This is a genomic window from Pseudomonas sp. Sample_22, from assembly GCF_004307635.1.
Taxonomy (GTDB): Bacteria; Pseudomonadota; Gammaproteobacteria; order Pseudomonadales; family Pseudomonadaceae; genus Aquipseudomonas.
Map to the genome: position 1 here is coordinate 95,802 of NZ_RCNY01000056.1, position 20,809 is coordinate 116,610.

A 20,809-nucleotide genomic window follows, 5' to 3' on the forward strand; every position below is an offset into this window, starting at 1 on the left:
TAGATCACGCGCGCCCGACGCCAAAAGTTCAGCTACGCTCTGACGGCAAATCCGAAGAGAAGCTAGTTCAACTGCTACCGACTTTTGGGCCAACGATGATCAATAAGAAGTTGCCAATCATTACGCGACCCGTCCTTACACGTTTGGAACTCAAGACATTCATCAGCTTCCCCGGCACTCTTTATCGCAACGATCCTTGCTGGATCGAGCCGATCCATTACGAGCGCCAGGAACTCCTTTCCAAAAAGAACCCGGCGTCGTCCCATTTAACGTGGCAGGCGTGGCTGGCCTGGTCGGGAACGGAAGTCGTGGGGCGTATCACGGCACAGATCGACAGCCTTCACCGGCAATTGCACGGCAATGATTCCGGGCACTTCGGGATGTTTGAAGCCGTGGATGACCCGGCCGTAGTCGACAGCCTGTTCGCGGCAGCTGAGGCCTGGTTGCGCGAACGTGGCGCCGCGCGTATCACCGGTCCGTTCAATCTGACCATTAACCAGGAAAGCGGGTTATTGGTGGAAGGATTCGATCATCCCCCCTCTGCGATGATGGGACACGGACAGCCCTACTATGATCAAAGGCTCACCGCCATCGGCTATCGGCAAGCCACGGACCTGCTGGCCTACTGGATGCGCACCGACCAATTGCACTTTCCGCCGGCCTTGTCGGCGATGATGGCGCGCGAGCGAAAGCGCGTGGTGGTCAGGCCTCTGGACACCCGTCAGTTCCGGCGCGACATGCGCATCCTGCGTGAAATATTCAATGACGCCTGGAGCCGTAATTGGGGGTTTGTACCTTTCACCGAATCCGAATTTTTCGAGCTTGGCAGCCAGTTGAGGTTGTTGGTCCCCAAAGACCTGTTGTACATCGCTGAAGTCGATGGCGACCCCTGCGCTTTTATCGTGGCCATCCCTAACATCAACGAGGCGATCGCCTCTCTCAAAGGACAATTGCTGCCCTTTGGCTGGCTGCGGCTGTTGTGGCGGCTTTATGGCAAGGGCACGCGCACCGCACGCGTGCCCCTGATGGGCGTCAAGCAGCGTTACCAGTTCAGCCGTTTGGGACCAACACTCGCCCTGCTGTTGATCGAAGCGCTCAAGCCACCCTTCGTCAAACGGGGCATTGAAGCGTTGGAGATGTCCTGGATCCTGGAATCAAACGCGGTGATGCGCAAAATCCTCGTCCAGATCGGTGCCACCCCTTACAAGCGCTACCGGATCTATGAAAAGCACATCTGAGGCGAAACAGTTCACTGCGCTGGTGCTGGCAGCGGACAGGGGCTCGGCCGATCCGGTTGCCGCAATGGCCGGGACCAGCTGCAAGGCCTTGGTGCCGGTGGCCGGGATACCCATGGTCTGTCGGGTGGTCGGGGCGTTGCAGGACAGCGAGTGGATTGATCGAATCGTACTGGTAGGTCCTGCGCAAAACTTACTCGCGCAAGATGCCTCAATGACGCAACTGCTCGACAGCGCCGGTGTCGGTTGGCTGGAACCCGCCAACTCGCCCAGTGTTAGCGCCGCACAAGCCCTGGCGCTTCAGCCCGCAGACAGACCGGTGTTGGTGACAACCGCGGACCACGCACTGCTTTGCCGGGAGATGGTCGACTACTTTCTACAGCACGCGGCCTCGGGCGGGCATGATTTTGTGGTGGCGGTGACGCCCCTGGACACGGTTCTGGCGCGCTTTCCAGGCACCCGGCGCACCGGCATCCGGCTGCGCGGCGGCCCGTATTGCGGCAGCAATTTGTTTGCGTTCATGACCGAGGACGCCCGCCGGCTCGCCAGCTTCTGGCAACGGGTCGAACAGGACCGCAAAAACCCGCGACGCGTCATTGCCGGTGCGCTGGGCTTTACAGGCGTTTTGCGCTACCTGATGGGCCGGTTGACCCTGGAACAAGCGCTACAACAGCTTTCCAGCAAGTTGGGGGTGAGTATCGGCGCGGTGATCATGCCCTTTGCGGAGGCCGCTATCGATGTCGATTCGCCGCTGGATTATCAAATGGTGGAGCGGTTTCATGCGCAGAAAAATCAGTCGATACCGAGCGGTTCCTGATGGATCTGGATGGCAACGCTCCGCGGTTTCGCGAGCGTTGGCAGGGTCCGGATTATGTTTCTGATCGAACGCTATGTGATCGCCGAGATCCGTCGACCGGTGTTGGTGATGGTCAGCATCCTGGTGTTCATCTTTGCCAGTTACTCCGCAGAGCGCTACCTGTCTGACGCGGTACAGGGAACCCTCGCTTTGCAGGCCGTGCTGCAAATGGTGTTCTACAAGGTACTGATTGCGCTGGAAATGCTGGTGCCGGTGGCGTTGTATGCCTCGGTGACCCTGGCGGTCGGGCGCCTGTGCCACGATTCCGAAATCATTGCGATATCGGCCTCGGGGGCAAACCCGCTGCGCATCTATCGGGCTGTCCTGTTATTGGCAATACCGATCTCGCTGGCGGTGGCCATGCTCTCGCTTTACGGGCGCCCCTGGGCCTATACGCAGGCCTATGTACTGGAACAGCAGTCGCGAACAGATCTGGACGTCAATCATCTGCAAGCGCAACGCTTCAACCTGAATAACGAAAACGGCAGGATGATTCTGGCAGAGCGGATCGATCGCACCGATGGCCGGCTCCACGATGTACTGATCTATGACCCGGGCGACTCGAAAACCCGTGTGTTTCGTTCCGCACAAGCGCGCATTCTGGATCCCGATCCAGACGATCCGGTCGTGGAACTGACGCAAGGCCATTCCTACTTGCTCAAGCACAGCACCTCAAAGGATATTTCAGAAAAATTCGAGCACATGCGGCTGCACTTGCTGCCCATCGAAAGGGCTGCCGAAGGTAAGCGCAAGGCGGCTCCCAACCAGGTGCTGGAGGCTTCCAGCGCACCGTTGGACAAGGCCGAACTGCAGTGGCGCCAGACGCGGGGCGTGAGCGCGACCATCCTTGCATTACTCGCCATTCCGTTGAGCCGCACCCGGCCCAGACAGGGACGATTCGCCACCCTGCTGCCCGTAACAGTCGCGTTCGCCCTGATTTATTACGCAGCGGACATCTGCAAGACAATGGTGGGCAACAGCACCTTGCCCCTTTACCCGGGGTTGTGGATCGTGCCGCTGTTGATGAGTCTGGCGCTGCTGATTTTCCTGGCGCGGGATCTGGCACTCTTTCGGTTCGGCCTGCGATGAAAATCCTCGATCGCTACATCACCCGTCATGTGTTCTTCGGTTTCGCCGCTGCCGCAGCGCTGTTGCTGCCGTTGTTCACCACCCTCGACCTGGTGGGCGAACTCGATGATGTGACTGCTGACGGCTACCGATTGAGCCAGGCCATCGAAGTCGTCTTCATGACCCTGCCCCGTCGTATCGTCGAGCTGGGCCCGTTCATCGCCCTGCTCGGCGGCATCGCCGCGCTCGGGCAGTTGGCCGCCACCCAGGAACTGACTGTCATGCGCGCCACTGGCCTGTCGATTGCCCGCATCGGGTTCACGGCGACGCTGGCCGGGCTCGCGCTGGCGTTGGCATGGGCGGCGCTGGATGAATGGGTGGCCTCTCCCCTGCAGCAAAATGGCCTGGAGTTGCGCAACGAAGCCATGTCCGCCGGTGCTCAGGCCAGCAACGACCAGGGAAGCGTCTGGGCTCGCCAGGACGACCAAATCGTGCGGGTGGGCAATCTTCAGCACAAACGGCTGCCGGTCAATATCGAAATCTTCCGGTTCGACAACGACCACTCACTGGTGTCCTACCTCTTTGCAGAGTCGGCGGACATACAGGACGCAGGCCAATGGCGTTTGAACAACGTCCAGGTCAAACAGTGGGATCAGGGCACCGAAACGACACAGCAACTCGATCATATGGTTTGGCATTCGATTTTTGGCGGAGCGCGACTGGGCGACATTACCCTGCCGACTGAAAGCCTGTCCGTGCGCCAACTCTATCGTTACATCGCCTACCTCAAAGGTTCGGGCCAGCCCTCGGCGCAATATGAAATGGCGATGTGGCAAAAACTCGGGCGGCCGATCCTGACCCTGGCGATGATCCTGTTCGCCATCCCGTTTGCCTTCGCACAACCGCGCTCACCCAACCTGGGGGCGCGGCTGGCGTTGGGTGCGCTGGTCGGGTTAATGGTCTATGTAAGTAATCAGATCATCGTAAACCTTGGTCTTCTGCTAAAGATGAACACACTGATCACTACCTTGGGGCCGGCACTGGTCTTGCTCGCGGTGGCGATCGGGATGGTGGGTTACATGGACCGGGGCAGTCGCTGAGACTGCCCACGCTATTTCAATGAACAGGGCGCTGAACAATGAAGACTCCCGTATACCTGACCTGTAGCAGCCCGGTGCGTCTGTGGGGCCTCACCTCCAGAGAACGAGTGGGCCGTATGCTCGCAAAGTTTCCCGACGCCCACCTCTGCGATGCAGGCGAGCCATTGCCGGCACAAGGCGAGGTCGTGCTGCTGCGCGAAGATTACCTTTACGATGATCGGGTGTTGCGGGGGTTGTTGAAAACGCCTGAGGTCGCCCTGCAAGACCCCAAGACCGGCGCCATCGTCGCCGCCCATGCCAGCGTGGAGCGACTCGCGCACCTGCCCAGCCTGGATACCGACGCCGTCGGCGGATTGCGTAAAGTGGTTCCCGCTACCGTGGCCACCGCCATGCAGACCCAACTGCGCAAGTTCGATCCTCCGTGGGTCGCGCAAATCACCGACAGCAATCAAGCGCACCTTGAAAAGTCGCTGTTCAACGGATCCTACAAAGGTGTCACCGACTTCATAACCCGAGCGATCTGGCCTGTCCCGGCGCGCTGGGCCACCGTCTGGTGCGTGCGGCTTGGGCTCAGCCCCAACCAGGTCACGGCAGCCAGCTATGTGCTGGCCATTCTGGCGGGTGTGCTGTTCTGGCACGGGCATTTCGGTGCGGGCCTGGTGGCCGGCTGGCTGATGACGTTTCTCGATACGGTCGACGGCAAACTGGCACGTGTCACTGTCACCTCCACCCGCTTCGGCAATATTTTCGACCATGGCCTGGACCTGATTCACCCGCCGCTCTGGTATATCGCCTGGGGAATGGGCTATGCGGCGACCTGGGACTCGGACATACCGCTCAACCCCGTGCTCTGGGCCATTTTCCTGGGCTATGTCGCAGGTCGGTTGTGCGAAGGTGCGTTCAAGTTCGCCGCGCCCTTTTCAATGTTTCTGTGGCGCCCGTTCGACTCGCTCAACAGGCTTGTCACTGCGCGGCGTAATCCCAATCTACTGATACTGACCTGTCTGTGGGCGGTGGATGCCCATGACACGGGATTGATTTGGGTGGCCGTCTGGACCTGTGTTTCGACACTGGTGCTGGGGGTTCGCACAGTGTCCGCCATTGTCTTGAAACACCGGGGCCACCCGCCGCAGCCCTGGCTCAGCCGAATCGACATGGCCGCCGAACGCGACCGCCTGATCGTGCGAATGTTTGCGCCGCGCTCGGGCCTCAATGATGCGTGACGCTTGTCCGCGGCCGCAGAAAATCGGCATCTTGCTCAACCCTTGCAGCGGCACCCTGCGACGTGCCTTGCCCAGGTTTCGTCTGCTCGCCCGCGACGTCCCCGGCGCCTCTGTGCTCGAAGCCACCTCGGCCGATGAGATCGCCCATGCCGTGAGCGACTTCCAGCTCCGGGAGAGTGACCTGCTGGTCGTTGTGGGTGGCGACGGGACCTTGCAGGCCGCGATCTCCTTTCTGCTGAGCCAAGAACCTGCGTGCCTGCCAACCGTACTGGTCATTCCGGGTGGCACCACCAATATGAGCGCGATCGATCTGGGGGCGCGCCTGAGCGCCGAAAAGGCCTTGACGGGCTTATCCGCCTGGCTCGCTGGCGATGCAACCGCCGCAAAAGTCGTATCGCGTGCTGCGCTTCGCGTTGATAGCGGGTTGCAACATGCGGCGCAATTCGGAATGTTCTTCGGCGTCGGCGCAGTCGTGAACGGCGTGCGTTACTACCATCGAACGCTGCGGCCCAAGCGCGTACCCGGGGCGCTGGGGCCGACACTGGCCTTGGGTCGAATGCTGTTTTCTGCGCTGCACAACCTGCCACACGACCTGTTTTGCGCGTTGCCCGCCCGCCTGGGCACTCATCGTGGTGTCTGGGAACGTGACTGGCTGGTGGTGTTTGCCACCACCCTGGACCGTCTTCTTGCCGGAAGCAGACCCTATTGGGGCACCGAACCGCAGCCCATACATCTGACCGCCATCGCGCATCGGCCCCGGCGCCTGGCCCTGGTCCTGCCGCTCTTGCTCTGGGGCCGGGCCGTCTCGCTGATCAAGGAGCAAGATGGCTACTTCAGCCACAATTTCACCCGGATGGATCTCGGTGGCGCTGACGAATACGTGCTCGACGGTGAAATTTTTCCAGCACAAGGCACGATCACCCTGGCCGCCACGGCCCCGATCCGCTTCATGACCTTTTAGGACCCCTGAGAGCCGATGCGAGCCTTTGATTGCCTACCGCCGCCCGTGGCCTTGCTCGAACAGGTCAGGGCGCAATGCACGCAGCCGATGCCCGCTGATCTGGACGGCATCGCCCAGGCCGTGCATGCACGCCTGGGCGGTGCATTGGTTGGGTTGCTGGTCTACGGTTCTTGTCTGCGCAATGGCGATCTGAGTGATGGCATGGTCGATTTGTATGCGCTGGTTGACAGTTACGCGCATGCTCATCCCAAACGCTTGCAACAACTGGCCAATGCATGGCTTCCGCCTACGGTAGTCGTCATCAGCGCTGCAACGCCCGATGGCCGGATGCTCCACGCAAAATGCGCCATTCTCTCGCTGCAGGACTTCGAGACAGGCACTCGTTCGTGGTTCCAAAGCTACCTCTGGGGCCGTTTCGCCCAACCGTGCCGACTGGTTTATTTCAAGGACGGGGAAACGCAAAGGCGTATCCACTTTGCGTTGGCTCAAGCGGTGATGACGCTGCTGGGGCGCTGCATCGCTCATTTACCGGATCAATTCGACAGTTTTACGCTTTGGGAACAATCCCTTTCGCTGACCTACCGGACCGAGTTGCGCCCGGAATCAGCCGATCGGCCCAGGCAGCTGGTCAGGCATGACATGAATTATTACTCGCGCATCACTCAAGCCGCAGCGCCTGCGGTGAAGCAAATGGCCGTCTGTGCGCACGCAACGGATCGCTATCGCAACCTCTGTCCGCCGGCAGCACGCCGCCGTCATGAGCGACTGTGGAAGTTGCGGCGGATTCAGGGACGAACCTTGAACGTGGCACGCTTGGTCAAATCGTTTTTTACCTTCGAAAACGGTGTCGACTACCTTGTCTGGAAGCTGGAGCGTCACTTGGGTGAGCCCATCGTCGTGACTCATCGGTTGCGTCGTTTTCCACTGGTCTTTGGCTGGCCCCTGCTCTGGCGCCTGCTCAAAAGCCGCCGGCTACGCTAAGAAATGCGCCTTGCCGACTCGAACAACAGAGGGCGACCATGGATAGAGACAACGTACGCGTCAGCACCCCACCCACCAAGCGCAAACATCGCCCCAGCGTGGCGTTCGGTTTGTGGATCATCAAGCGCCTGGAAAAGACAATCCTGCGAAACTCCACGGTGGGCGACAGCCCTTTCTTCGAGCCCCGACAGTTTGCCTGGGTGACGGAGCTGGAAGCGAACTGGCCAAGCATTCTCAAGGAGCTCGAAGTCGTCCTGGATGACCGCGACCGGTTGCCCAATTTTCAAGACATTTCTAAAGATCAACGCAACATTACCCAGGACGACAAGTGGAAAACTTATTTCCTCTACGGCTATGGCTACAAGATGGACAAGAACTGCGCCCGCTGCCCTGACACCACGAGAATCGTCGAAGCCATACCGGGCATGTTTACCGCGTTCTTTTCGATCCTGGCCCCGGGCAAACATATTCCCCTGCACCGAGGCCCTTACAACGGGCTGCTGCGCGTGCACCTGGGGCTGGTGGTGCCTGAGCCCCGGGAACGATGCCGAATCCAGGTCGGCGATCAGATCCGCCATTGGGAAAGTGGCAAATGCCTGATATTCGATGACACCTACCGGCATCAAGTCTGGAACGATACGACCGGGACTCGCGTGGTTCTGTTTCTCGACGTCGAACGACCGCTCAATGCGCGGGGTACGTTGCTCAACAGGATTGTGCTCCGGCTGATTCGCTGGTCGCCGTTCATTCAGGACGCGCGCCGCAACCACCGTGCCTGGGAGCTTGGTCTTGAACCATAGCGACGCCCACGGGTCCCTCAGTAAGCACCCAGCACGCCCCGGCACAGAGGATTTCCAACAACGATGACCAGTCTTCTGCATATCTCCGACACGCATTTCGGCACGGAACTGCCCCTCGTCATGCAAGCCTTTGAATCGCACGTCAAGGCGCATGGCGCCGACCTGGTGCTGTTTTCAGGGGACATTACGCAACGCGCCAGACGCGCTCAGTTCGCCTCGGCGCAGGCATTCATCCAGCGCATCAAGGATTACGGAATACCTCAGGTGCTGACGATTCCCGGCAATCACGATATCCCCCTGTACAACCTGCTCGCGCGCGTGTTTTCACCCTATGGGAATTATCACCGGTACATCGACAGCAATCTGGCACCCATTTTCGAAAATGACGATGCATTGATCATCGGCTTGAACACAACGCATCCTTCACGGCGCAAGGCAGGCAAGGTCACTGCCCGACAAGTCGAGGAAGTGTCTGAGCGACTGCAGAGGTGCGATCGGCAAAAGTTGCGCATCGTTGTCGCTCATCAACCGTTCGGCGCTATCGTCGCGTCCGACCGGCGCAATTTGCAGATCGGTGCACGGGCTGCACTGGAGCGTTGGGCTTCGTCGGGGCTCGATGTGGTGATGGGAGGGCATATCCATCTGCCCTATGTGCTGGCACTCAGCACGCAATATGCCGGGCTGTCCAAGGAAATCTGGGGGGTGCAGGCCGGCACCACGCTCTCGTCACGCCTGCGTGGCAATGCCCCTAACTCATTCAATCGAATCCATCTGGATAAACTGACAAGGCAAGTTAACGTTGAGCGCTGGGAATACTCTTCCTTGCAAAGCGCATTCGAGCGCTGCGAAGAAATTCGCTGCGACTGTCTGTTGCCCGGGGTTGCGAGCGCAAATTAACGGGGTTGCGTCACCGTCAGGAACTCTCCTTCGCTTCCTCAGCGAGGGAGAAGGCCGTGCCATATTTGCGGCCCGCCCAAAACTCGACCATTGCCTGCGCAGCCTGGAGGTCGGCGGGAAAGTCCAGCTCATTCCAGTCCAGTCCTTCGATGGATTGCGCGAACACCTGCCCTGTCGTCGCTGCGAGGTAATCGATAATGCTCAAGTACCACATTTGCAGGGCTTCGGGACGGCGCATACTTTCTTCCAGCGCATTGCGAAACAACGGTCCTCCGCCCGCCTGGAAATGCATCATGCCGATGGATTCCCCGTCGACCTTATCGAGCGCAATCTGCTTGCTGACAGCACTGATCCGTTCACCGGCGAGCTGGATCTTCATATCGTCGCTGTCATAAGCCGACTTCTTGTCGATCGCGAGTGTAATCGGTCTGACAGGCGCCTCCAGCAGCCTCTCCAGCACCGGCTGTTCGAACAACGTATCGCCATTGAGCAAGATGAAATCATCATGCATGACATGGCGAGCCATCCAGCAACTGGCCAGATTGTCGGCGACCTCGAAGAACGGATTGTAGATCGTCGAGATGACGCCCGGCCCATAGCGCTCGTTCAGAACCTGTTCAACCTGGCCTGCCCCGTAGCCAATCACGGCGGTGATCCGGCTTATTCCGGCAGCCAACAACGCATCAATCTGCCATTCAATGACCCGCAGCCCGCCGACTTCGATCAGGCATTTGGGAGAATTCGCTGTATATGGAAGTAGCCGTCGTCCTTGTCCGGCACTCAAAATAATTGCGGTTGTACGGGTGCGTTGTTCGAATAACCCCATATTTCCAGGCTCCCCAAGTCCAGGATCTGAACCACTAGCACCCTTCGATCAGTGAGGGCGTGCTTGGTAGACTAGATCAATGATTGGACTGAGGACGCCCGCCCATCGGCTCAATTCAATCAGTATCGCGACGAAGTTTTATTCTCGACGCCTCGGATTTTCGCTCTATGCTTCTGAAAACCAATTTTCGGAGGAAACGCCCATGCGCTTGGAGGGTTCAGTACAGCCATCCTCAAGCATTGACACCCTCGACCCCATCGTCGAAACGAACAGTGGGCAACCCGTGGCGATTCCCCGCATCGAGCCGATAGTCCTGGCGGCCAGGGCCGGCGCACCGCAAGCCCCCGCCGTGCGTATATTCCTTGGGACCGAGCCTGCGCAGTACCGTGCCGAACGCATTTTTGTCTTTGCGCTGGCGCAAGTGCGAAACCCGGATCGGCGCTACGAAATTTACCGCATGACTGGCCTGCCCGGTTTCGATCAGACCGGCTGGCGTACCGGTTTCACCAATTATCGCTTCGCTATTCCGGACCTGGCCGGGCGCCACGGCCGCGCGTTGTACAACGACGTCGATCAGCTCTACACCGCCGACCCGGCCGAGCTGTTCGACCAACCGATGGGTGAACACGGCTATCTGGCGCTCGCGCCCAGAGAAACGGCAGTCATGCTCATCGATTGCGAGCGGATGCAGCGTTGCTGGAATATGAAAGCAGCCACCACGATCAGTAAGAAAAAGCTGCATGCAGCTGCGTCAGACATTCCGGGGAACTTCGGAATACTGGATGCCATCTGGCACGCCCGGGACCTGGAATACAAACACGGCGAATCCCGGTTGTTGCATTACACGACGCTGCATCTACAACCCTGGCGACCGCTGCCTGCCCAATACAGCTATCAAATCCATCCCTATGCCGAAATTTTCCTCAGCCTTGAAGAAGCGGCAGACGCAACCGGGTATGAGCTCTACACGGCAGCCGAACCCAGTCCGCGATTCTTCCAGCTCAAGCGCGAAGCCACTGCACAACCGGCGCTGATGCCAGAGGATGTCATGCTGCGCAGCCGTAACCTGCAGTGTGCGAAGTTCGGGCTGATCGGGCCGTGGCAACAAACGCCGGCATTCGGCCCTGCTGTTCGGCAACTCGATGTGGAACAGCTGCGCCAGGTCGATTTACCTGCTCAGGATTTCATCGCTGCGCATGATCTTGAAAAGCTGGCACCGGAAGACCTGCCTTGGGTCGTGGATCGCCTGTTCGCACTGGCCACGCGAATGCTGTACGTCAAGGCCAGGCTCAGTGGCGATGGCTCGATGATCAGTTCTGTCAGCGGTTGGCGCCGGCTTCTGCGACGCATCGCGCGGCGTTATCCCGATCGGTGCTGGCAGCTCGATTGCGTCGATGAAAAGGGGCACACGCAGCGCTTCGTCGCTGACTATGCGCTGCGGCTCAATACCGCCGAAAGTCCTAAGGTATGGGTGCTGCTGAGCAATCATGCCGGTGACAATGCGCAGCTGATGGCCATGGCGGACGCCTTGGGCTGGCCTTACGAATGCAAACGGATCACCATTCCACCGCGTTCTTATCTGCTCGACGCCCTGCTGGGAAGCAAGCTGCCCAGACGGCCAATTCCTGGCCTGAACGCACCTTGGCCAGACCTGGTCTTCAGTTCGGGGCGACGCAGCGCCCAGATTGCCCAATGGATCAAACATCGCTCCAAAGGCACGACACAACTGGTGCATGTGGGACGTGCCCAGGTTCCGTTGTGGCGATTCGACCTGGTCCTGTCCACCCCGCAATATGGGTTGGCCCTGGCGGATAACGTTGTCGACCTCCCTGCGCCATACATGAACCCGCGTGCTCTCGATCAGGCGCAACTGGAGCAATGGCGACAGCGTTTCGCTTCACTGCCGCGCCCCTGGATCGCCGTACTCGTGGGAGCCAGCGCCTCTCCCTACTGCATGGACACGCAGGCAGTGCAACGACTCGGTGTTGAAGCCAATGCAGCGGTCAAAGCCATGGGTGGCTCGATTTTGTTATCGACCAGCCCGCGCTCATCCGCAACGACCACCGATACCTTGCTGTCGGTCATTGACGTTCCATGCTGGTCGTATCGATTCGGTGAGACCCAAGACAATCCTTATCCTGCGTTTCTGGCCCTGGCCGATGGTTTTATCGTCACCGGCGACAGCCTTTCAATGCTGACGGAAGCCTGCATGACCGGACGCCCGGTCGCGGTTTTTCCGTTGCCGATCCAACGCAACCGCAAAGCCCGACTTCGCCACGCACTGGAACAGCGCCTGGGAGTGATTGACCGGACAACGGGGGTGCGTGGCACGCCCAAGCAGCAGGAGGGATTCAGCAGGTTCTATTTCAAACTCGTGTCGGGCGGCTTGATCAGGCGGGAACGCCAATTCGAACAGGCGCACCTCGCACTCGGCGTGATGCCCTTGTCACAAGGCCCTCTGCAGCCGCCGCTGCTGTCTCCACAAGCGCTGCAAAGCGCCCGCGAACGAGCGATCAACGCCATTCGCGGCTTGATCATTGGCGAGCGGCCGTCAGGTTCGTGACCGGAATGAAGCCAGGATACCGAACATGCTTTGGCTCGAACGCACGGCGTTCATCCCCACCCATGGGCTTCTTCAATAAAGTGCAGCACCGCACTGGAACGCTCATCAATACGTGAAATGAGTGACAGCTCACTGACCATTTCCGGTTGAGACAGCGGCACGATCCGAATGCCCGGCATGGTCAACCGGCTCATCGTTTCCGGCACAATGCTCAGGCCGATGCCGGCAGCCACCAAACCGGGAATGCTCATCAGTGACGGTACATACATGATGTTTTCGGGGTGCAGTTGGTTTTGCCGGCATGCCTGGAGGGTGTGTGAGGTCAGGCCAATGCCGGCGCTATCCTGCAAAAACACAAATTTCTCGTGGCGCAGAGTGGCCAGGTCTCCGCTGAAACTGTCCGAAAGTTCATGGTTATCCGGGATCATCAGGACGAGCCTGGACAGACTGAAATGATGGGTACGCAGACGATCCGGCAAGTGATCTTTAAACACCCTGGCAAAAGCCAGGTCGAGTTTATGATCCAGCAACATATCGAACTGCGCGCGGATCCCCGCGTCCACCAGCGACACTTTGACTTCCGGGAACGTTCTGAAGTAATGCCGCAACAGTCGCGGCAGATTGGCCTCGAACAACGCCGAGTGAAAACCGATGTTTATCTCGCCAACTTCACCGCGCCGGGCACGGCGCGCAGCGGCAGTCGCCAGTTCACTGGACTCGATGGACTGACGCGCATGCGGCAAGAAAGCCTCGCCAGCGGCGGTCAACGCAACGCCGCGGTTTTCCCGACGAAACAGTGCCAGGCCCAGCTCCGACTCAAGCGTGCGCATTAATTGGCTCAACGCCGGTTGCGCAATGCCCAGTTGTTCAGCCGCCCGGCTGAAGTGCTGCAAGTCGGCCGCGACGACAAAAGCTTTCAGATGACGCAATTCCATGAATCTCACCCATAAGGCTGGCTTATCTATTTGTCTTGATTTCGATAATTATTCTGTAGGGGGGATGCGCTAATGTCTACCCACTTCGACGTTTCCTGCTCGCGCCTGAGCTCGAACGGAATCGTATGGGTACCCCGTAACCATAAAAACAATGACGAGCACCTCAATGAGCACAACCAGTCACGAGACTCATGATTCGCGCATGCCTCGCAAAGCGGTGACCGCCGCGACCATTGGCACCGCCCTGGAATGGTTTGACTTCACCCTGTATGGCGCCGTGTCGGCGACCATCCTGCCAAAACTGTTTTTCCCGGCCATGGAGCCAACGGCCGGCCTACTCGCCTCGCTGGCAACATTCGGCGTCGGCCTGGCCGCTCGACCTTTGGGTGCCATTACCTGTGGTTACCTGGGCGACAAACTGGGCCGTCGCAACCTGATGCTGGCCACCGTGACCTTAATGGGTCTGGCTTCGGTACTGATGGGGTTGTTACCCACCTATGGCCAGGTGGGAATCTGGGCGCCGATCATGCTGGTGCTGCTGCGGATTATTCAGGGCTTTGCGCTGGGCGGTGAGTCTACCGGTGCGCAACTGATGGCGCTGGAGCACGCGTCCCCCGACCGCCGCGGGCGTTACTCCGGCATGCTCGGTTTGTGCTCACCGTTGAGCCAGATATTGGCCAACGGTGTGTTGATGGGCCTGGCTGCGACGCTTTCAAGCGAACAGTTCGAAAGCTTTGGCTGGCGAATCCCCTTCCTGATGAGCTTCGTACTGGTGGTGGTCGCGATCTACATTCGTTTGAAAGTCGATGAAACCCCCGCCTTTGTTGCTTTGAAAAAGACCCCGGTCAAGCAGGAAAAAAGTCCGCTCAAATCCGCAGTGGGCAGCCACTACAAAACCATCCTGCGTTTGATGCTGTTCTTCTGCTCGCCCGCTGCGCTGTTCTATCTGATCGTGATTTTCTCCCTCAGCTACCTGACCAAACATCTGGGCTTCAGCCAGTCCACCGGTTTCATGTCGCTGATGGTGGCTAACATTTGTGCCATTTTCGGTGCGCTGGCCGGTGGCTATCTGTCGGATCGATGGGGCCGTAAAAAGGCTCTGGCGTTCGGTTCGTGCATGACCCTGCTGATCCTGTTCGTCTATTTTCCAATCCTCAACACCCTGAACGTCGCCGCCATCATGGCAATCATGGGGCTGTTTCTGGGCTTCACCCAGTTTCAAAGCGGCATTCAACCGGTGGCATTCGCCGAAGCATTCCCGACCCAGGTCCGCTATTCGGGCTCGGCACTGGCCTACACCGGCGCTAACCTGGTGATCGGTGGTCCGATGCCAATGATCGCCGTGTGGCTAATGAGCCAGTCGAACAACTCGCCATGGCCTCTGGTGACGCTGTGCGCCGTGATCAACCTGATCTCGCTGGCAATGATCGTCATCGGTCCGGAAACCCGCGGCATCGACCTCAACGCCTTCGCTGAAGACGACGCCGTCGACTCTCGTGCTTCAGCCCTTCTCTCCAAATAACGCAACAGGACGACCATGAACCGCACCGTCTTCATCCTTAATGGCCCGAACTTGAACCTGCTGGGTCGTCGTGAGCCGCACATCTACGGTCACACCACGCTCGATCAGATTCGTCAACGCAGTGAACGACTGGCCGAGGAACTTGACCTGGTCTGCGACTTTCGTCAGACCAATCACGAAGGCGTGATGGTCGACTGGATTCAAGAAGCCTTCGAACAGGGCGCTGCCGTGATCATCAACCCGGCCGGTCTTTCGTTTCACTCGATTCCCGTACTGGATGCCCTGAAGTTGATCGACGCTCCGCTGATCGAGCTGCACCTGTCGAACATCCATGCTCGCGACGAATTGCATCGTCACTCCATCATGTCCGGCGTGGTCAATTCGGTGATCTGCGGCATGGGCGCCGACGGTTACCCCCTCGCACTCAGGGCCATTGACGACCTGCTTCGTCGCCAGGCGCCCAACGCTTAATCGCTAAACGCTTCTCCGGCGGTCCCTTGGCACGGGTTGCCAGGGCCGCCTGCGCCCGAAATTCAGGCGTCAGTTTAAAACTTGAAAAAAATAATAATTCACTGCGAGAGCACAACCATGCGCCACACCTTGTTTTGCCGTAATGAGTTTGCGCACCACGCCCTCATCGGCCTGACCCTGGCAATTAGCGCTGGGTCGGCAAGTATTGTTCATGCCGATGAAAACAGCGGTTTTATCGAAGGCGCTACCGCGACCCTGAATTTGCGCAACGCCTACATCAATCGCAACTTCGTCAATCCCGCCTACCCGAACAGCGCCGCACCGCAGAACAAAGCCGAGGAATGGACGCAGAACTTTATCCTCGACGCCCGCTCCGGCTACACCCAGGGTCCAATCGGGTTCGGCGTGGATGTGCTGGGGCTGTATTCACAGAAACTCGATGGTGGAAAAGGCACTGGCGGTACGCAACTGCTGCCCATCCACGACGATGGGCGCCCCGCCGACAACTTCGGACGCCTGGGGGTTGCCGCCAAGGCCAAGGTTTCAAAAACGGTGGTGAAAGTCGGCGAGTGGGTCAGTACCCTGCCGATCCTGCGCTCGGACGATGGCCGTTCGTTACCGCAGACTTTTCGTGGCGCGCAGATCACCTCCCAGGAAATCGGTGGGCTGACGTTGTATGGTGGCCAAATTCGTCAAAACAGCCCGCGTAACGATGCCAGCATGGAAGACATGTCCATGAACGGCAAAGCCGCGTTCACTTCCGACCGGTTCAACTTTGGTGGAGGTGAGTACACCTTCAATGACAAGCGCACGACAGTTGGGCTCTGGTACGACGAACTCAAAGATATCTATCAACAACAGTACTTCAGTCTCAGCCACAGCCAACCGGTGGGCGACTGGACGCTGGGCGCCAACATGGGCTTTTTCACCGGCAAGGAAAACGGTGCCAGCCTGGCCGGCGACATGGACAACAAGACCGCTTTCGGCCTGTTCTCCGCAAAATTGGGTGGCAACACGTTTTATGTGGGCCTGCAAAAGCTAACCGGCGATACCGCCTGGATGCGGGTCAATGGTGCGAGTGGCGGCACGCTGGCCAACGACAGCTACAACTCCAGTTTCGATAATGCACAGGAGCGCTCCTGGCAGGTACGCCACGACTTCAATTTCGTCGCCGTCGGTATCCCGGGGCTGACGATGATGAACCGCTACTTGAGCGGCGACAATGTGCACACGGGGGCAATCACGGATGGCAAAGAGTGGGGCCGCGAATCCGAGCTGGCGTATGTGATCCAGTCGGGTGCCTTGAAAAACCTCAGCGTCAAGTGGCGTAACTCCAGCATTCGCAGAGACTTCAGCACCAACGAATTCGACGAAAACCGGATCTTTGTCAGCTATCCGATTTCGTTGTTGTGATGCGACTCAAGTAACACGTTGCGGGCCGAGACTGTCGCTTGTGATGGACAGCTTTCGGCCATCAACACTCAGGTGTCACAGCGTCATGATCGGCCTAAGCAACGCCTGCCCTTCATACAACGCCGACAGATAGCGTTCGCGCATTTGTTCGATGCTCATGCGCGATGCATGAGTGGTCAGCGTCAAGGTCGCCTGCAACTGCCCTGCCCGATCAATCAGCGGCACACTCAACACTCGCATGCCCACTTCGTATTCCTGATCCACCAGCACATAGCCCCGCTGCGCCGCCAAGACGATTTCACTGCGAATCCGCGTTTCATCGGTGAATGTGTAAGGCGTAATGGCTTGTGGAGGGTTACGGTCGAAATAGGCGTCGAGTTCCTGCGCCGAAAGGCTCGCCAGCCACAGGCGACCACTGCCCGTGCAATACATCGGTACCCGAGATCCCGGGCGGATCGACATCGACGTTATGTGGCTGTAGCGACTACGCACGATATGCACGATGTCGTCACCATCGCGAACGCCAACCGAAACATGCTCTTGAGTGGTTCGTGCCACCTGTTCGACGATCGGTCGCAGCATGCGCGGCAGCACTGCCGAGTCGACATACGCCTGGCCGATACGCAGGGTCTTGGCCGTCAGCCAGTACTCACGGCCATCGGTCTGCGCGAAATCATCGTGCACCAGCGTCAGCAGAAAGCGCCGGGCAGCGCTCTGGGTCATGCCGGTCATTCGTGCCGCATCGGGCACGCTAAGACGCGGGTGTTCCTGGGAAAACAGCTGAAGTAACGCCAGGCCTTTTTGCAGGCCAACGATCAGATCCCGTTGATGGATGGTGGGCTGCTTCATCGGCTGAACTCTTTATTGAGCGAAGAGTGCGATTATCGCAGTCACGCTGCGTTTATCAACGTATTCGCCCTTGCCTTCGATTGTTCAGCGCCCACTCCCCCCGCAGTATCTGGCTCACAACACAGCCAATAAGCGGGAGCATCACATGATTCAGGGTTCGACTGAACTGGTCGCCATCGTCGGCTCACCTGTTGCCCAGGTGAAATCGCCGGAAAACTTCAACCGCTGGTTTGCCGACCGCCAGCAAAACATTGCCATGCTGGCGATCGATCTTGCCCCGAGCGCCCTGCAAAACTTCATCGAGACCCTGCGCGGCTGGCAAAACCTGCGCGGTTGTGTGGTCACTGTTCCCTACAAACAACTACTCGCTGGCCGTCTCGACAGCGTCAGTGAACGTTCGGCAGTGCTGGGCTCGGTCAACGTCATTCGACGCGAGAACGATGGTCGACTGGTGGGCGATATCGTCGACGGCGAAGGCTTCCTCAGTGCTGCACGCCAGCAGGGTTTCAACCCGCAAGGCAAACAGGCGCTGGTCATCGGTACCGGAGGTGTCGGCAGCGCGATTGCCTATGCGCTGTGTCAGGCCGGTGTCAGCCATTTGGTAATCACTGATTTGAGCGCGGAGCGGGTGCAGGTGCTCAGCGAACTGTTGCGCGGTGCCTTTGCGGATACCGTAATCAGCACTGATCCCGCCTCGCTCGAGCACTTCGATCTGCTGGTCAATGCCTCGCCCGTCGGCATGGCTGCCACCAGCGATGAAGGCCCGATGCCGCTGGCGCCGACCCTGATGCAATCGCTCAAAAGCTCGACGCTGGTCGCCGATGTCGTGACGTCGCCGGTCGTAACACCGTTTCTCGCCTTCGCTCTGAATCGGGGTTGCCGCATCCAGACCGGGCCGGAAATGGCCGTGGCACAACTGGGCAATCTCGGCCACTTCATGGGCGTGACGCCGCTGCAGATCTGACTTTGCGTCCATGTCCTCGAGAGGTGAAAGACAATGAACAACACGACTACCCAACCGCCTACCGGTGCCGACTTGCACTACGACGTGGTCATCCTCGGTAGTGGTGCCGCCGGTTTTGCCGCAGCGGTGACCGCCAGTTGCCGCGGCCTGAAGGTTTTGCTGGTGGAAAAGGCCGACGCCTTCGGCGGTACCTCGGCGATTTCCGGCGGTGCGGTCTGGCTGCACGACACCGATCAGGCGCGAGCCGCTGGGCATCACCTGAGCGCCGAACAAATGCGCCGCTATCTCAAGCAAGTGATCGGTGCCGGCTACAACCCGACGCTGGTCGATGCCTTCATCGACAATGGCCGCGAAGCCCTGCGTTACCTGGAGGCCCACAGCGAACTCCGATACAGCCTGCGGCCACTGTCGCCCGATTATTACCCGGACTTGCCCGGTGGCACGCAGACCGGCCGTGCATTGGAGATCGATGAGTACGACGCACGCAAGCTTGGTGAGCACTTCAAGGACCTGAAGCGCCCGCCAGATGGCATGTTGCTGTTCGGCGGCATGATGGTCAATCGGGTCGATATCCAACATTTTCTCAGCTTCAAGCGCTCGCCAAAATCCCTCTGGCACTGCCTGAAACTGATGGGACGCTATGCCATCGACCGCCTCAATCACCCCCGCGGCACGCGTTTGACGGTAGGCAATGCCTTGATCGCGCGCCTTGCCACTACGGCGTTCAACAATGGCGTCGACTTGTGGCTCCAAGCATCGCCCGAATCTCTGTTGATGGAACAGGGAACAGTAAAAGGCGTGCAAATATCTTGGCGTGGACAAACCCGCAAGGTGTTGGCCAAAGGCGGCGTGATATTAGCCACGGGCGGGTTCGCCGCCGGTGCTCAGGCCGCCGAACAACGGCCCGTTTCGGACTCTGAACACTGGAGCATGTCACCGCCCACCAACATCGGAGACGGACTGCGATTGGCCGCTACGGCCGATGCAGTTATCGGTTCCAACCTTTCGTCGAACTTCTTTTGGGCACCGGTTTCGGTGCTGCGCAGAGTCGATGGCAGCGTCGAGCGCTTTGCGCACCTGGTGACCGATCGCGCCAAGCCCGGAGTGATTGCGGTCAACCGCGCCGGACGACGCTTCGTCAATGAGTCGGACTCCTATCACTGCTTTGTCGAAGGCATGTTCGCCAACGGCGGTGCCAACGCGCCCTGCTGGCTGGTCTGCGACAACCAAGCTCTAAACCGCTACGGCATGGGCCTGGCCCGTCCGCGACCGGTCGATAACAGTGCCTTGATCGACGCCGGTTATCTATTGCGCGCAGACAGCATCGCCGAATTGGCGCTGCTGACAGACATCGATGCCAATGCGCTGGAGCAGACTATCGCACAGTTCAACGCCGATGCCGCCCAAGGCGTCGACCGTCAATTCGGCAAAGGCAGCAGCGCCTACAACCGCTACATGGGCGACCCGCTGCACGGTCCCAATCCGTGCCTGAAACCGCTGCGCAAGCCGCCGTTTTATGCCGTTCGACTGTTTACCGGTGACCTTGGCTCCGCCCGCGGACTGGTCACCAATGGCCAGGCCAACGTACTCGACCGCAGTGGCGCGCCGATCCCCGGCCTCTATGCGGCGGGCAATGAAATGAATTCGATCATGGACGGCACCTACCCGGGTCCCGGCATCACCCTCGGCCCTGGCATCACTTTTGGTTATCTCGCAGCCACTGACATCGCCGCCCGTCTTGACCGCAATGCAACCGAAGACCCTCGCACTGGAGAACAGCATGTACTACGAACTGCGCACCTACACGATTAAACCGACCCGCCTCGGCGACTGGCTGGCCCTGTACAAAAACGCGGCGCTGACCGTACAGCAGGAGCACCTGGGCAATCTGGTCGGCTTCTTCACCACCGAAATTGGCGAGGTCAACCAGGTCGTGCACATCTGGGCCTACTCCAGCCTCGACGATCGAATGGCCCGGCGCAATGCCATGGCGGCCGATCCTCGTTGGCAGGATTTTGCCCGGCAGAACAAGGAACTCGACGCCGTGGTGACCCTGGAATCGCGCCTGCTGCGTCCGACTGACTTTTCACCGTTGACATAACCATCGCCGGTTGAGCCGCTTTCACCTGAGAGCGGCTAGCCTCG

At 59.2% G+C, this 20,809-nt stretch carries 19 protein-coding genes; 16 read left to right on the forward strand and 3 right to left on the reverse strand.

What is annotated here, in order from left to right; genetic code table 11:
* Positions 1 to 95: 95 nt before the first annotated feature.
* From D8U73_RS14430 to D8U73_RS14470, 9 genes are all read left to right on the forward strand, one after another.
* The gene (locus D8U73_RS14430; RefSeq protein WP_056855356.1) at positions 96 to 1,238 is read left to right on the forward strand and encodes a hypothetical protein; all 1,143 of its coding nucleotides are present in this window, start codon (positions 96 to 98) and stop codon (positions 1,236 to 1,238) included.
* The gene (locus tag D8U73_RS14435) at positions 1,222 to 2,052 is read left to right on the forward strand and encodes a nucleotidyltransferase family protein (protein WP_130904848.1); all 831 of its coding nucleotides are present in this window, start codon (positions 1,222 to 1,224) and stop codon (positions 2,050 to 2,052) included. The genes D8U73_RS14430 and D8U73_RS14435 overlap by 17 nt, the downstream gene beginning before the upstream one ends.
* 54 nt (positions 2,053 to 2,106) lie before the next feature.
* On the forward strand, positions 2,107 to 3,180 hold the full coding sequence (lptF, locus tag D8U73_RS14440) for an LPS export ABC transporter permease LptF (protein WP_130904849.1): 1,074 nt from the start codon (positions 2,107 to 2,109) through the stop codon (positions 3,178 to 3,180).
* Positions 3,177 to 4,259, forward strand: a complete 1,083-nt coding sequence (gene lptG / locus D8U73_RS14445; protein WP_130904850.1) for an LPS export ABC transporter permease LptG — start codon at positions 3,177 to 3,179, stop codon at positions 4,257 to 4,259. The genes lptF and lptG overlap by 4 nt, the downstream gene beginning before the upstream one ends.
* A 116-nt stretch (positions 4,260 to 4,375) precedes the next feature.
* Entirely contained in the window at positions 4,376 to 5,482 is a 1,107-nt protein-coding gene (locus D8U73_RS14450; RefSeq protein WP_241668522.1) for a CDP-alcohol phosphatidyltransferase family protein, read from the forward strand.
* Positions 5,472 to 6,443, forward strand: coding sequence for an acylglycerol kinase family protein (locus D8U73_RS14455; protein ID WP_241668523.1), 972 nt, complete (start codon positions 5,472 to 5,474; stop codon positions 6,441 to 6,443). The genes D8U73_RS14450 and D8U73_RS14455 overlap by 11 nt, the downstream gene beginning before the upstream one ends.
* Before the next feature lie 15 nt (positions 6,444 to 6,458).
* The gene (locus tag D8U73_RS14460) at positions 6,459 to 7,424 is read left to right on the forward strand and encodes a hypothetical protein (RefSeq protein ID WP_056855361.1); all 966 of its coding nucleotides are present in this window, start codon (positions 6,459 to 6,461) and stop codon (positions 7,422 to 7,424) included.
* 38 nt (positions 7,425 to 7,462) lie between these two features.
* Positions 7,463 to 8,224 carry an aspartyl/asparaginyl beta-hydroxylase domain-containing protein gene (locus D8U73_RS14465; protein WP_130904852.1) on the forward strand — a complete coding sequence of 254 codons (762 nt, stop codon included), beginning with the start codon at positions 7,463 to 7,465 and terminating at the stop codon, positions 8,222 to 8,224.
* A 63-nt stretch (positions 8,225 to 8,287) separates the two neighbouring features.
* Positions 8,288 to 9,121, forward strand: a complete 834-nt coding sequence (locus D8U73_RS14470) for a metallophosphoesterase (protein WP_130904853.1) — start codon at positions 8,288 to 8,290, stop codon at positions 9,119 to 9,121.
* A 16-nt stretch (positions 9,122 to 9,137) separates the two neighbouring features.
* Here the strand turns inward: D8U73_RS14470 and D8U73_RS14475 are convergent, their stop codons facing one another.
* The gene (locus D8U73_RS14475; RefSeq protein ID WP_177435525.1) at positions 9,138 to 9,947 is read right to left on the reverse strand and encodes a phosphocholine cytidylyltransferase family protein; all 810 of its coding nucleotides are present in this window, start codon (positions 9,945 to 9,947) and stop codon (positions 9,138 to 9,140) included.
* A 283-nt stretch (positions 9,948 to 10,230) separates the two neighbouring features.
* Here D8U73_RS14475 and D8U73_RS14480 point away from each other — a divergent pair, with 283 nt between their 5' ends.
* Positions 10,231 to 12,510 carry an ELM1/GtrOC1 family putative glycosyltransferase gene (locus D8U73_RS14480; RefSeq protein WP_241668524.1) on the forward strand — a complete coding sequence of 760 codons (2,280 nt, stop codon included), beginning with the start codon at positions 10,231 to 10,233 and terminating at the stop codon, positions 12,508 to 12,510.
* Positions 12,511 to 12,560: 50 nt separating this feature from the next.
* Here D8U73_RS14480 and D8U73_RS14485 read toward each other — a convergent pair whose 3' ends face one another.
* Positions 12,561 to 13,445 (reverse strand): LysR family transcriptional regulator, encoded by an 885-nt coding sequence (locus D8U73_RS14485; RefSeq protein WP_130904855.1) that lies wholly within the window; start codon positions 13,443 to 13,445, stop codon positions 12,561 to 12,563.
* Positions 13,446 to 13,611: 166 nt separating this feature from the next.
* Between D8U73_RS14485 and D8U73_RS14490 the strand changes: the two genes are divergently transcribed.
* From D8U73_RS14490 to D8U73_RS14500, 3 genes are all read left to right on the forward strand, one after another.
* Positions 13,612 to 14,967, forward strand: a complete 1,356-nt coding sequence (locus tag D8U73_RS14490) for an MFS transporter (RefSeq protein WP_130904856.1) — start codon at positions 13,612 to 13,614, stop codon at positions 14,965 to 14,967.
* 15 nt (positions 14,968 to 14,982) lie between these two features.
* The gene (locus D8U73_RS14495; protein ID WP_130904857.1) at positions 14,983 to 15,438 is read left to right on the forward strand and encodes a type II 3-dehydroquinate dehydratase; all 456 of its coding nucleotides are present in this window, start codon (positions 14,983 to 14,985) and stop codon (positions 15,436 to 15,438) included.
* A 117-nt stretch (positions 15,439 to 15,555) separates the two neighbouring features.
* Positions 15,556 to 16,851, forward strand: coding sequence for an OprD family porin (locus D8U73_RS14500; RefSeq protein ID WP_130904858.1), 1,296 nt, complete (start codon positions 15,556 to 15,558; stop codon positions 16,849 to 16,851).
* Positions 16,852 to 16,926: 75 nt separating this feature from the next.
* Here the strand turns inward: D8U73_RS14500 and D8U73_RS14505 are convergent, their stop codons facing one another.
* Positions 16,927 to 17,700 carry an IclR family transcriptional regulator C-terminal domain-containing protein gene (locus tag D8U73_RS14505; RefSeq protein ID WP_130904859.1) on the reverse strand — a complete coding sequence of 258 codons (774 nt, stop codon included), beginning with the start codon at positions 17,698 to 17,700 and terminating at the stop codon, positions 16,927 to 16,929.
* A gap of 145 nt (positions 17,701 to 17,845) precedes the next feature.
* Between D8U73_RS14505 and D8U73_RS14510 the strand changes: the two genes are divergently transcribed.
* The 3 genes from D8U73_RS14510 to D8U73_RS14520 are packed head-to-tail and all read left to right on the forward strand — an operon-like array spanning position 17,846 to position 20,765.
* Entirely contained in the window at positions 17,846 to 18,664 is an 819-nt protein-coding gene (locus D8U73_RS14510) for a shikimate dehydrogenase (RefSeq protein ID WP_130904860.1), read from the forward strand.
* Positions 18,665 to 18,697: 33 nt separating this feature from the next.
* Entirely contained in the window at positions 18,698 to 20,476 is a 1,779-nt protein-coding gene (locus tag D8U73_RS14515) for an FAD-dependent oxidoreductase (protein ID WP_130904861.1), read from the forward strand.
* Positions 20,445 to 20,765, forward strand: coding sequence for an NIPSNAP family protein (locus tag D8U73_RS14520; protein ID WP_130904862.1), 321 nt, complete (start codon positions 20,445 to 20,447; stop codon positions 20,763 to 20,765). Before D8U73_RS14515 ends, D8U73_RS14520 begins: the two co-directional genes overlap by 32 nt.
* Positions 20,766 to 20,809: the final 44 nt, after the last annotated feature.